The sequence below is a fragment of the Thermosphaera sp. genome, from assembly GCF_059755995.1.
The window spans coordinates 1-11,474 of record NZ_DBOUKL010000004.1; the positions used below are offsets into that span (position 1 = coordinate 1).

Annotated in this window: 13 protein-coding genes, 3 tRNA genes and 1 pseudogene; 7 read left to right on the forward strand and 10 right to left on the reverse strand. The window is 46.5% G+C overall.

The window, feature by feature from the left end:
• Together AC3OH0_RS00165 and AC3OH0_RS00170 are read right to left on the reverse strand one after the other, a co-directional pair.
• Positions 1 to 687: BMP family lipoprotein (locus tag AC3OH0_RS00165; RefSeq protein WP_498344320.1), on the reverse strand; the 687-nt coding region annotated here is incomplete at its 3' end.
• Between the two features lie 48 nt (positions 688 to 735).
• Positions 736 to 845: transfer RNA gene (locus tag AC3OH0_RS00170), tRNA-Met, on the reverse strand.
• A 154-nt stretch (positions 846 to 999) separates the two neighbouring features.
• Between AC3OH0_RS00170 and AC3OH0_RS00175 the strand changes: the two genes are divergently transcribed.
• Together AC3OH0_RS00175 and AC3OH0_RS00180 are read left to right on the forward strand one after the other, a co-directional pair.
• Entirely contained in the window at positions 1,000 to 1,827 is an 828-nt protein-coding gene (locus AC3OH0_RS00175) for a DMT family transporter (RefSeq protein ID WP_498344321.1), read from the forward strand.
• A gap of 169 nt (positions 1,828 to 1,996) precedes the next feature.
• Entirely contained in the window at positions 1,997 to 2,881 is an 885-nt protein-coding gene (locus AC3OH0_RS00180; RefSeq protein ID WP_498344322.1) for an NAD(P)-dependent oxidoreductase, read from the forward strand.
• A gap of 65 nt (positions 2,882 to 2,946) precedes the next feature.
• Here the strand turns inward: AC3OH0_RS00180 and AC3OH0_RS00185 are convergent, their stop codons facing one another.
• Together AC3OH0_RS00185 and AC3OH0_RS00190 are read right to left on the reverse strand one after the other, a co-directional pair.
• Positions 2,947 to 3,807, reverse strand: coding sequence for an MBL fold metallo-hydrolase (locus tag AC3OH0_RS00185; protein WP_498344323.1), 861 nt, complete (start codon positions 3,805 to 3,807; stop codon positions 2,947 to 2,949).
• Between the two features lie 45 nt (positions 3,808 to 3,852).
• On the reverse strand, positions 3,853 to 4,047 hold the full coding sequence (locus tag AC3OH0_RS00190; RefSeq protein WP_498344324.1) for a hypothetical protein: 195 nt from the start codon (positions 4,045 to 4,047) through the stop codon (positions 3,853 to 3,855).
• Between the two features lie 206 nt (positions 4,048 to 4,253).
• Here AC3OH0_RS00190 and AC3OH0_RS00195 point away from each other — a divergent pair, with 206 nt between their 5' ends.
• Entirely contained in the window at positions 4,254 to 5,309 is a 1,056-nt protein-coding gene (locus AC3OH0_RS00195) for an encapsulin (protein WP_193436770.1), read from the forward strand.
• Positions 5,310 to 5,361: 52 nt separating this feature from the next.
• Here AC3OH0_RS00195 and AC3OH0_RS00200 read toward each other — a convergent pair.
• The 4 genes from AC3OH0_RS00200 to AC3OH0_RS00215 form a co-directional block, all read right to left on the reverse strand.
• A tRNA-His gene (locus AC3OH0_RS00200) sits at positions 5,362 to 5,462 on the reverse strand.
• Positions 5,463 to 5,703: 241 nt separating this feature from the next.
• Positions 5,704 to 6,606: a hypothetical protein gene (locus AC3OH0_RS00205; protein WP_498344325.1), complete on the reverse strand. Its 903-nt coding sequence runs from the start codon at positions 6,604 to 6,606 to the stop codon at positions 5,704 to 5,706.
• Between the two features lie 70 nt (positions 6,607 to 6,676).
• Positions 6,677 to 7,345, reverse strand: a complete 669-nt coding sequence (locus AC3OH0_RS00210; protein WP_498344326.1) for a DUF47 domain-containing protein — start codon at positions 7,343 to 7,345, stop codon at positions 6,677 to 6,679.
• A complete protein-coding gene (locus AC3OH0_RS00215) occupies positions 7,342 to 8,373 on the reverse strand; it encodes an inorganic phosphate transporter (RefSeq protein ID WP_498344327.1) in 1,032 nt (343 codons plus the stop codon). Before AC3OH0_RS00215 ends, AC3OH0_RS00210 begins: the two co-directional genes overlap by 4 nt.
• A gap of 110 nt (positions 8,374 to 8,483) precedes the next feature.
• Between AC3OH0_RS00215 and AC3OH0_RS00220 the strand changes: the two genes are divergently transcribed.
• Positions 8,484 to 8,557, forward strand: a tRNA-Thr gene (locus AC3OH0_RS00220).
• A 38-nt stretch (positions 8,558 to 8,595) separates the two neighbouring features.
• A complete protein-coding gene (locus AC3OH0_RS00225; RefSeq protein WP_498344328.1) occupies positions 8,596 to 9,423 on the forward strand; it encodes an inositol monophosphatase family protein in 828 nt (275 codons plus the stop codon).
• Here the strand turns inward: AC3OH0_RS00225 and AC3OH0_RS00230 are convergent.
• A complete protein-coding gene (locus AC3OH0_RS00230) occupies positions 9,404 to 10,513 on the reverse strand; it encodes a M24 family metallopeptidase (RefSeq protein WP_498344329.1) in 1,110 nt (369 codons plus the stop codon). The genes AC3OH0_RS00225 and AC3OH0_RS00230 overlap by 20 nt on opposite strands.
• Positions 10,514 to 10,591: 78 nt before the next feature.
• Here AC3OH0_RS00230 and AC3OH0_RS00235 point away from each other — a divergent pair, with 78 nt between their 5' ends.
• On the forward strand, positions 10,592 to 10,801 hold the full coding sequence (locus AC3OH0_RS00235; RefSeq protein ID WP_193436776.1) for a hypothetical protein: 210 nt from the start codon (positions 10,592 to 10,594) through the stop codon (positions 10,799 to 10,801).
• Positions 10,802 to 10,819: 18 nt separating this feature from the next.
• On the opposite strand, the gene AC3OH0_RS00240 is transcribed toward AC3OH0_RS00235, so the two are convergent.
• On the reverse strand, positions 10,820 to 11,152 hold the full coding sequence (locus tag AC3OH0_RS00240) for a hypothetical protein (protein ID WP_193436777.1): 333 nt from the start codon (positions 11,150 to 11,152) through the stop codon (positions 10,820 to 10,822).
• Positions 11,153 to 11,322: 170 nt separating this feature from the next.
• Here AC3OH0_RS00240 and AC3OH0_RS00245 point away from each other — a divergent pair.
• Positions 11,323 to 11,474 (forward strand): annotated as a pseudogene (locus AC3OH0_RS00245) (aspartate aminotransferase); the annotation flags it as partial.

Consider the following 11,474-nt stretch of genomic DNA (forward strand, 5'->3'; position numbering starts at 1 on the left):
TAGCTGGGCCTGGGTCGCGGTCTTACCTCCAGCAGGGTCGTCGAATCTTCCAGTGTAAGTCCAAAGTATTGTCAACGGGGTGATGTTCACGCCTGCTCTCTCAGCATACTTGGCTTCACCATACCTTATCCCCCAGTAATACCCTGCTTCAAACTTGTATAGCACTGGGATCTCCATGCCGAGGACTACTCCCACGGCTGAGTAGTTGTAGTAGTGTGCAACCATGGCTGCTAAGGCTCCTACTAGGGCGCTTCCCTCATGCTCCTTGAACACGACGCTTAAAACGTTAGGCTTGTCCACTACTGCGTCGATTATAGCGAATAATTGGTTCGGATACTCTTCTGCAACCTGGCTTACTGCGTCAGCCATTAAGAATCCAACAGCCACTATAACAACGTAATCACCTGATTTAGCAAGGCTCCTGAGATTAGGCAGGTAGTCCGACTCGCTCTTGCTTTGGACTTCAACAAGCTTCAGGTTGAAATCTTTAGCAGCCCTGTTACCTCCGAGGTATGCCATGTCGTTGAAGCTTAAATCCCCTCTACCGCCAATATCGTAAACTATGCCTATTTTCCACTCGGCCACGGGTTGAGTAGAGTAGTAGTATATTAAGGCTCCAGCCACTGCAGCAACAATTATGAGGACGAGTATTATAGTTGTTCGAGCCACTGCTTTCAAAATACTCACCATATAATACTAAGATCCAGCTGTTATATAAGGATGAAGGAATAGAAGTGCCGCCGCCGGGATTTGAACCCGGGGCAACCGGATCTCCCCTGGGCTTCACGACCACGGTTCACAACCCGTATGAGTCCGGCGCTCTAGCCGAGCTGAGCTACGGCGGCCCTTCTCTCTAATAATCACTGATTCGAATCTTATAAAACTTAGTAGTAGGGTTAAATAATCATAATGCATCGAAACAGTTAAGTGCTAGGTTTTAGCTTACACCTGTGACAGGGTATATAATGAAACACAAGGAGTTTTAGGGGAAGCCAAGGAATGAGAGTGGTAAAACACAAACTGTACGTTTTATCCGCCGCAGTCCTATGGAGCACCATAGGGGTTGCGAGCGTGTATAGCACTGACCCGGCTTTAGCCGCCCTGGTGAGGGCTTGGGGGGCTGGGGTCGTGTCTTTAATAATATTTAGGAGTAGAAGCTTTTCTTCAATAATATCAGGCATCCTTCTCGGAGCCCTCTTCATTCTTTTCTCGCTCTCAGCAGTCTCGGCAGGCGTAGGGGTTGCCGCGTTCCTACTCTACACGGCTCCTTTGTGGAGCACGCTGGGATCCCTGCTATACGGTGAGAAGCCGGGCCGGCTTGACGCGCTATCACTTGTTTTATTGTTATTAGCATTATCAATGATTGGTTTTGAAACCTGTAAGGAGTCGCAGGGTTTGACAGGGTTTGCAGCAGGCTTAGGCTCCGGCATATCATACGGTTTATACATTTCAATCGCGAGGAACTACTCCAGGAGAAACGGGGCACTTAACGTTTCACTAGGAGCCATGCCGTACGCCGCGCTAATAACCACACTACTAACACTGGTTGTTCCAGGCTTCCACGTGAAAGCAATCGCTAACTATGCCGCGATTGCCGTGGGAATCTATTTAGCAATTTTCTGCACGATTCTACCATACTTATTACTTTCCAAAGGACTTGAAAAAGTAAGGGCTTCAACAGCATCCCTCATAGGCGTTTTAGAGCCGGTTTTAGCAGCGGCTTGGGGCGTGTTCTTTCTAGGGCAAATTCCCACACCCATCCTTACCCTAGCCTATGCGCTGATAACGTTCTCATCCCTTATGCAAGTCTTTTTCAAAGAATATTGACTACATTAGGTGTTTTAAAGAAAAAACACTGTTTGACATGGAAGAACCGGTTTAAAGCGGTTTTGCCCGCATCTGGTTTACTTATTGAAAAATACCCAATCCTAGATTAATTATCTGATTTCAAAAGATAAGTAAAACCCCAACACATATTATATCAATAGGTGTCGTAATGATTGTTGGAATAATTGGAACTGGAAACATGGGGTCCAGCCTAGCCGAGTGCTTGACGGGTAGAAATGTAGAAGTAGCATTGTTCAACAGAACAAGATCAAAGGCGGAAGAACTAGGTAGGAGGCTAGGGGCACGAGTATATGATTCTCCTTCACAGCTTGTTGAAAATGTTGAAGCCGCGATTGCCTTTGTAAGGGATGATCACGCGTTGAGAACAGTATTATTCAGCATTGCGTCAAAGAGCGGGAAGATCGGTGGAAAAGTTTTCATAAACGCTAGCACCGTCACGCCCTCCGCCAGTCTGGAGGCTATGGAGATTCTCGGGTCAAAAGGGATTGACTATGTTGAAGCACCTGTTTTCGGAAGCACGAGTGAGGCGCGGGAGTGCAGGCTGATTTCAATGGTTTCAACCAAGGAGTATTTGCTTGAGAAAGCAGTCAATATCTTAAAGCTTTACAGCGAGCGGATACACTACATTGGAGAACCGCCAAAGGCGATGGTGGTTAAGCTGGCTTTAAACAATTTAGCACTCGCCCTCCCCGCGGTTCTCGCAGAATCTATCATGCTGCTCACATCATGGGACATCGAGTTAGACGTGCTGAGAAGGGTTTCCCAGAACACTTGGATCGAGCCAGTGTTAAACAGGTACTGGGATAGGGCTCTAGGAGATTCGAGGCCAAGGTTCACCGTGGACAATGCGGGGAAGGACTACTCTTACGTAGCAAGCGCTTTAAAATACAAGGGTCTACCCTCCTTCCTGTCTGATGCCGTCTCATCAATGTACCACCTGGCAGGTCGCAACGGCTTGGGCGATAGAGATTACCCGCAAATAGTTAAGTACTACCGTGAAATAGCCGGGAGAAGCCAATCCAGCGCAGGTTAACACCCAATATACTTCATTGAAAGTACTGTTCGAGATCTAACTAATTCAGGAATACAGTCAAGTCATCATCTCTGATCATGGTTTTTCCAGAGGATGTTGCGATTAGCTTCTAACAATCTAACCTCTTCACCCATAAACTCTGCTGCGGTGTTGATTTTTACCTTCGTATTCAGCTTTTCCAGTTTCTCAAAATACTTCTTATAGTGCTGGTCTCTCAGGAGGTGGTGATCAAGGATTAGAACGGTGTTCTGCTTGATATTCTTTAACAGCGTCTCAAGGTTTGTGAAATCCCCCTGATCCTCACCTAGGTATGTGGGTGGCCCGCTCATTATTAGAAAATCCGGTTTCTTACGCATTAAATAGTTGAAAGAATCCTGGCAGAGGCAGCCCTGGATATCGCTAGCATGGATTGCGGTCACCCCCTCCTCGGTTATCGCGGTGGTTAAAACCCATCCGAGTTTTGAACCGCATTGTCCATGTGAAAGAGGGTGTGAAAACTCCAGTGAAACCCGGCCTATCTTCATACTGGTTGAATCCGCGTACACTATCGATTTCGCAAGGTTTTTCACTTTCATTTTCTCTAGCAAGACGTAAGCCCTTATTCTCTGACTCGGGTTTATGAATACTCGTGGATGCTTGATGAGAAGATTTTTACCCGCGTAGTACTCTTCCTCTCCCACCCGGTATAGGTAGTGGTCTCTGTGATAGTGTGAAATGACAATGTAGTCCGATTCTCTCGCATAATCATATATAGCGCGGAGTTTTTCTCGCAGAGTCTTCAGCTCTTCTTCATGCGGCGGTAAACCATACCTCCTGGGCGCTAGGGCGGCTCCAGGGTCAATGAAAAACGTGCCTTCGGAGGTTTCTATGAAAGTAGCCATTGATCTAACTCCCATGCTGTCGAAAGCGATCAGCTTTATCCTCAACTACCTCACCGTCTAGAATATGTTATAGGTTTATGGGGAAAAAGACTATATGCTCAGGGAGGCTTCTTCCAACCCGGCTCTCACCAGAAAGGGTACCGGGTTTATCAGCAACCATAAGGCTACAAAATCACACAGTACCGTCCTCACAATTATAACAAGGCTCTGATACCGACCCAACCCTTGTAACGATCCATTGTAGATCATTGCGAAGGCTAACTCTGAACTTATCGGGAAAAGCATTTTTGCCTGACAGGTTCCACCCAGGATCGCTCACACTACATCAATGGCTTAATCCTTGCGTATAAACTCGAGCAGGCTCATCACTATTTACCTGTGCTTAATGTTGGTTAATTTTTTAAATTTGTCTTAATAGAAACAATGTGAAATGGTTAGTTAGACGTCACAAATAATAAGGGCATGCAACCATTATTTAGAATGGGGATATAATGTTAAGCAAGAACCCGTTAGACATTCCTTCATCTAAAAAGCTGTCGAGTAGCGAGGTGGCTCAGGCGTTACGGTTAGCTATTATTGCTGAGTTAGACGCGATTAACCTGTATTTACAGTTGGCTAGCTCGATCGAGGATGAGAAGGTTAGGAAAGTATTTGAAGACGTGGCTTTAGAGGAGAAGACACACGTTGGAGAATTCCTTGCAATGCTTAAAAACATGGATCCTGAACAAGTGGAGGAGTTGGAGAAGGGTGCTGAAGAAGTGCGGGAGATAACAGGGGTGGAAACAGCCGGTTCCGCTGAGCCCGTGAGGAAGGGGAACGCGAAATCTTGGAGCGATTTCGAGGAGTTTGTTAAGGCTCAGGTTAGAAACACGGTGAAAGAGCTGAGTTTGATAAGGAACAACCTGCCGGTGATAATGCTTGGGAAAGGGGCTTCATCCACGGTGTTTGAGAGAGAGCCAGGTAAACAGATAATTATACCTTTAAACGAAGTATCGGTTAACTTCTTAATCAGCCGGAGAGAAGTCGACAACTGGTTGTCAGGCGTGAGCGATTTAAGCTTGCCCGATGTCTTCAAAGCATCTAGGGAGCTGGTTTTAGCTGAGGACAGGCTTGTATTGGAACGGCTCCTCGAGTGTAAGGAAACCATCACATATGATGTCGGCACATGGGAGAGTGGAGATGAGGTTGTTAACGATGTTGCGAGAGCGGTTTCAACCCTGATGTCTTCAGGCTTTCATAAAAATATTATGATGATAATTAATCCTGCCAGGTATGCTAAGCTGTTAAGAGTTGATTCTAGAACAGGGTTAACCACCTTGGAAAGGGTTAAAGCCTTCGTATCCAACATTGTTATTACGCCGCTCATCAGCGAGAAGGAGACCATAATACTCTCCTCAACACCAGAGGTGGTCGACGTGGCCGTAGGCGGCAACTCCGAGGTTGACTACATAGGGCCTAAAGACGGTCTTCACGAGTTCAGGGCTTGGTCGTCAATAGCTGCTCGCATAAAGAATGGACACGGTATAGTGATTCTCAGAGAGAAATAGCTTACCCAGCCGTGTTTCAAAACATGTTGTTTAAATCATTTTTTAAAATAAGGGCCCGGGCCGGGATTTGAACCCGGGACCTCCGGGTTTCAGCAAGCCCCTCATCACGGGCTTCCACAGCCCGGCGCTCTATCCAGGCTGAGCTACCCGGGCCACCTCCAACAGTTCACGTGGCCTGGGGTCATCATTGCCTAACGGCTCTATGCTCGGGCCCTTCAAAAGTATCAAGGTTGAAAAGGGCTTATATCTTTATTTTCCCAACCAAACCACTCCTCCACTAGTGGGGCTTTGGTCAAGCCAGTGGCCTTAGTTTCCGGGTTAAAGAAGATGGTTGAAGCAACTGGGCAAGGTTTACTGGTAAAAACACCGTTTAAAATAAAACATAATTTTGGGGTTAAACCAGTTCTTTCACGCCCCATAGTCTAATGGTAACAGGCATTCTTGTCATTATGGGCATGGTCTTCTCAAGGTCGCTCGTATATCCTTTCAATGGCTTGTTATCCACTACACCTACGAAGCCCATGAAGTCCCCGGCTCTTGAAACAGGTATGGTTACGCTCATCCTGTTCAACGGGTCGCGTATCGTTATCAATGCCAATTTGTATTTGGCAATCTCCCTTATCGACTCCAGGGTTGTCTTAACGAGATCGTTAATCGTCCATCCCGGGCTCAGGTTTTTAGTGGTTATAAGGTCTGATTTAAGCATAAGAACCGCTAGGTATGTCTCATCTAGCAGTTTTTCAACAGGATACTCCTCTTCCTCTCTCTTAGGAGCTGGCGCGGCTGGTGCCGGCGCAGGAACAGGAGCTTCAGGTTTAACCGGGGCTGGTGTCGGTGTTGGAGGAGTTGGCGGTACAGTAATTGGTGGGGGTTTAACAGAAACTTTGGGAGGTCTCTCAAACAATTCTAACAGCCCGGAGTAAAGTAGTGAGACGAAATTGTTGCACACACCGCCTTCTTTCGACTCACAGTTAATGCGTATATCCGCCATGCTCCCTTTATCAGCTGGTTTCACCTCGGCTTTCAACACGAAATCGGCTAGTTCGCCAGACCCTTTTATGATGATGCTGTCTTGAGTAACGCTCTCCACGTTTAGGTCGAACACGAGCTCGCGGTCAAACCCGTGGAATGTTTTAACCTTTGCTTGAAGCGAAACTTTTCCCTCCTTGGAAGCAAGGGTTTTCACGTTTTTGACATTCTTGAAGAATGTTTGAAGGTCGTACATGAATCCTAGAAGGTTTAACGGCTCCATCGCCACACTCGTGGAAAATATAACATATGCGCCAATAATAGGCATTCAAACCACTCTCCAATCTAAGTTAAAATTATGTAGAAATTAAGAATATAAAGATATGGAGGTACTCACACTAGCTTAGAGATACAGCAAGCATTCTGATAATGTCGGCAACCCTTTCTCCTCTGTCAGTGGCCTCTTCCAAGGTGTCGATAATCTCCTTGCTCAGAATACACCACTCTATGGATTTTTCATTGCATTTTTTAAGAACTATCTTATACGCTTCGAGCTTCAAGTCGTCAACCTCTTCCTCTATTTTCTCAATCTCATTAGTGTATTCTATCGTCTCCTGGGCACTTCTTTTCAGGCTTTGAAGAGCGGATAGGATGAGCTCGGCAATATGCCTTATTTTAGAAGAAACGGTGGAGATGTATTCAATCACGTGCTCCTCCAACTCTTCTGAAGCATCCATGAGTATAAGGATTCTTTTTCCAACGGCGCGACAGTAGCCTGCGATCTGGTCAATGTTTAGTGTCAGATTTATCAAGTACTCCCTGTCTATGGGGTGGATTAAGACCTGGCTAACCTCCTTCATCAGAGTCCTCTTGAAAACATCGGCCTCTCTCTCAAGCGAGGAGAGTTTTTCATAATCTTTTCTGAAAGAGTTGAGGTCGCGATCTTTCACATGAGAGATAGAGTCTTCTAGCGCCCGAGCTGTCTCTACGACTTTCTCAACATGTTTCAAATGGTCTTCAAGAATCTTCTTCTCCATCTGCTTGGAGGTCCAGAACCAGGTGCTCATATAACCCCCACCAGGAGCCCTATAATATGATAAAGTATTGCTCCGATTATTATAGTTATGGGGAGAGTTAGCAACCAGGAGAAGACAATCTTTAACACAACGCTTTTACTGCTTTGAAACCATTTCCTCCCGTACTTAGCGAACCCCACTCCAATAATAGATGAGACTGATGCGTGAGTGGTTGATATTGGCATGCCGTAGCCTATTAGCCACGAGGGAATAGTTGTGAATAGCCAAACGGTAAGAGAGTTTGAAGCTTCAGCAACCACTCCTGACCCGTAGTCGAGCTTCGTTATCTTGTACGCAACAGTGTCTATTACTTTACGACCGATACTCCAGCCGCCCACCACGATGCCTGCAGCACCCATTGACGCGAGAACAAGCATTGTGTGGGCATCGGGCAAGCCAAGGTATTTAGATGTTACAAATAAGTAAACCCCTGTAGCGTTCGCAACATCGTTAGCGCCGAAAGAGTATGCTGAGAATAGCAGTGTGAGGATCATGAGTATTTTAATAGCCCTCCTCCCTCCTGGAGTGGTTTCAAGCATTGTTAAACGTTTTTGAAGAACCGTGTAAAGGCTTAGTGAGAGAAGTATTGCTGATAGCGGCGATATTATCCAGCTTAACACAATGTTGGATAGAACACTGAAATTCAAGTCTCCCAGGGACAGCTCGCCTTTAAGAACCATTCCAAGGCCAACGCCTATTACACCTCCAACAATACTCTGGGTGGTTGAGATCGGCATTCCTTTCAAAGTAGCTATCAACACCCATGAACCCGCTGCCAGGACTGTCGCTACAGCTCCGGCTAACGGTATTGTGGGGACGATGCCTTTTCCAATGGTTTTGATTACAAATGAGCCTTGTAACAGGGCCCCTGCGAAAACCCCTATCGAGAAGAGGGCGAGAGCTTGGCGAACTGTTAGGACGCCGGAGCCTACGGCCGTATCCACCGGGTTAGCGGCATCGTTTCCCCCGATATTCACCGCCATGAAAAACGCGAGGCAGTACCCGATTATCACGAGCACTAATGGCTCCATATTGCCCTGTTGAAAGTATTCAGCCCTCAGTTAATAAATCTCCATCCTAAAGTAATAGTTAAATATTTTAGTCCTTTCTCCTAAACAATTTTAAACAGGCCGCCGTAGCTCAGCCTGGTGGAGCGCTGCCCTGGTAAGGCAGAGGTCCCGGGTTCGAATCCCGGCGGCGGCTCTACCATGATGCTTGTTCAATGAGAACCGGCGATTTAGATGAAGAATGCCCGCGAACTGTTTGAAATCATCAGGAGTGTTTCTGAAAGCTTAACCGGGCTGCTCAGGGAGTGCTATGGCGACACGGCTTACTCTGAAGTGATAGGTTTAGGCGTGACAGGGGATACCTCCAGACGCATAGATATAGTGGCCGAGGAGCATGCTGTTGAAGAACTGCGTAGAACGGGCCTCAGCATCTGGGTTGTTAGCGAGGAAAAAGGCTTGTACAAGTTGAGCGAGAAGCCGGATTATGTGGTACTGATTGATCCGTTAGATGGAAGCCTCAACTACTCAGTGGGAGTACCCTTCGCCTCAGTATCCTTGGCAGTATTCCCTTACAAGCAGTTAAATCCTCAAAGCATTCCTGAAGATGTTGTAGGGGTTGTAGAGAACATTTTCACGCGTGAATGGTACGGGGTTATCGGTCGCGAAGTATATGTTGATGGAAGACTGGTTGAATCATATCCTGCGCAGAGGACTGGAATAGCATCGGTTTATTTTGATACTATTGAAGAGCTAAAGAACCTGCGTGATTTCTTCAAAAATCGCGGCTGGAGGCTAAGGCTGAGAGTTTACGGGTCGGCATCACTTGAATCAGCCTATGCATCGGTTGGAAAAATAGACCATTTCATATCGTTAACGAAAAAACTTAGAAACACTGACATAGTGGTTGGCTACGTAATCGCAAGCAGGCTCGGAGCCAGCATTACAGGAGATGTTACGCCCTGGAAAGTCTTCACAGGCAACGTGACCACTGTTGGCAGGATAGCGATATCTCCTCCTGAGAGATTGATAAGCATCAGCTCTCTTAACGAGCTAGGTCAATGATCAACCTTGTTTTACCAGACAGAATTCTAGGACCCTTCTTTGTCAGCAATACATCCTCTTCAAGTCTAACCCCGAATTTCCCAGGATAGTACAGCCCGGGTTCAACGGTGAAGACCATGCCCGGCTCGAGCACGGTTTCACTTCCCAGTCTTAAATAAGGCGGTTCGTGAACAACCACGCCTATCCCATGTCCAAGACCGTGGATGAATTTCTTCCCTACACCGTTTTTCTCGAAGAACTCGACCACCTTCGACGCTGGCTCACCGGCTTTAACGCCTGGTTGTATGGACTCTATACCTATTTGTAAAGCCTGCTCCACAAGCTCAAGGGCTTTCTTCTCCTCCTCGCCCAGCCTCCCGTATTTTAAAATCCTTGTAATATCGCTACACCTACCCCCATACTTAACTCCGACATCTACTAGTATGATATCGCTCCTACCCAGCTTCCTGGATGTTGGGACGTTGTGTGGGTAGCTGTTATTGGGCTTGAAGGAGATAATGGGCTCGAAAGCATATTGGCTGACTCCCTCTCTTCTAACTCTTTCCTCGAAGTAACCTGTTAGCTTGGCCTCGGTAACTCCTTCAGTAACCATTGATGCCAGCGTGCATATGCCTTTAGATGTTATTTCAATCGCCTTCTTTATCGCGTTAACCTCCTCCCTTGTCTTAACCATTCTCTCCTTCCATATCCTGCCGGAAGCGTCAACGATTCTCTCGCCCGGTAGCTCTGTCAACAAGTGTGAAAGAGTGGATGGAAAGGATTTGTCAACACCAACTTTCACGCTCTCTCTTAGTAGATCGTTAATTATTTCTTTCCAGTCCTTATCGACCACTACAGCATCATCCGGTTTAATCGATTTAGAAACACCGTACACTTCAGCCCTGTCTTTTAAACTATCCCGGAACCTGTAGAACTCTAAGACAGGAACGTAGAGTTTTACGCTTCCGTTTTTATCTGCGTAGAGGATTTGGGTGGAGTCGGCGATTGTCGGAACACCTGTGAAGTACTCGGTGTTATCCGGGGCTGTCAGAATAAGGGCGTCCACTTTCAAATCTTGAATTATGCTCAGAATCTTACCGGTGAAATCCAACGAGCGCACCCTCTTAGAGATTTAATTTTGAGATAATATAAAAACATGGATGTTTAATTGATTCTAAAGGTGTTAGCGATGGATACGGGTAAGTGCCCTAGGGACGCGAATAAAATGCTCTTCACGCTTGAATCGGAGAAGTTGAGCAACGGGGTTGCCAGGGTGTCACTGGTTTTGAAATGCCCCGTCTGCAATTACAGGGTTGTTGTAGAGAGGTTGGAGGCTAGTAGGGATAAGGATGGGAATATCTTGATAAGAAGGTTTTTCACGGAACCTAAACCTGCGTGAAGCCGGGCTTGAACCCTCTTATTCAATCACGCTGTTAATCAAATCCTTGATAAGCTGGGGGTTAATCCCCGTGAACTCGACCTGGTAGTTCTCAGGGTCTAGCGGGGATAAGATCACTATGGCGTCCTGAGGGCTTCTAATGTCAAGGAGTCTTATCACGAACTTGTTAACTCTTCCCGACGGGATTGTGAGGGATTCGAATTTTTTCTCAGGGAAAACCGGCTCTTCCTTCATCGTCTCCCCGACTAGAACGTATCTGGTCGTTTTCCTCCCCGAGCGAATCGTCACCTGTTTCAGCCTGTCCTTGACAAGTATCCACCTATTGCTTGGAAGCTTCATGAATATTTTCAACCACTACCCCCTTCCGAATATTCAAGGTTAATAATATATTATATGTTTAAACTTAAATATCAGGGATGACCGGGCAGAGACGTACTGAGCAATGATGTAGGTGGAGCGACTGGGACCTTTAGAATCCTATTTAAGCCTTTTCCTGGATAATCAAAAACGGTGTGTGAATTATGAAGTACCCGGATGTGGTTAAGGAAGTTGAAAAAATCGCGTGGCCTAAACCAATGAAACTGTTCACCGCGGGCCCTGTCGCGTGCTTCCCCGAAGTCCTGGAGGCTATGAAGATACAGATGTTCAGCCACAGGTCTAAGGAGTATCAGGA

Excerpts from the sequence above, each read along its gene's own strand:
- AC3OH0_RS00210 (WP_498344326.1), bottom strand. The coding sequence starts at position 7,345 with ATGAGCACCTGGTTCTGGACCTCCAAGCAGATGGAGAAGAAGATTCTT.
- AC3OH0_RS00190 (WP_498344324.1), bottom strand. The coding sequence starts at position 4,047 with ATGCTTTTCCCGATAAGTTCAGAGTTAGCCTTCGCAATGATCTACAAT.
- AC3OH0_RS00175 (WP_498344321.1), top strand. The coding sequence starts at position 1,000 with ATGAGAGTGGTAAAACACAAACTGTACGTTTTATCCGCCGCAGTCCTA.
- AC3OH0_RS00180 (WP_498344322.1), top strand. The coding sequence starts at position 1,997 with ATGATTGTTGGAATAATTGGAACTGGAAACATGGGGTCCAGCCTAGCC.
- AC3OH0_RS00195 (WP_193436770.1), top strand. The coding sequence starts at position 4,254 with ATGTTAAGCAAGAACCCGTTAGACATTCCTTCATCTAAAAAGCTGTCG.
- AC3OH0_RS00225 (WP_498344328.1), top strand. The coding sequence starts at position 8,596 with ATGAAGAATGCCCGCGAACTGTTTGAAATCATCAGGAGTGTTTCTGAA.
- AC3OH0_RS00205 (WP_498344325.1), bottom strand. The coding sequence starts at position 6,606 with ATGCCTATTATTGGCGCATATGTTATATTTTCCACGAGTGTGGCGATG.
- AC3OH0_RS00235 (WP_193436776.1), top strand. The coding sequence starts at position 10,592 with ATGGATACGGGTAAGTGCCCTAGGGACGCGAATAAAATGCTCTTCACG.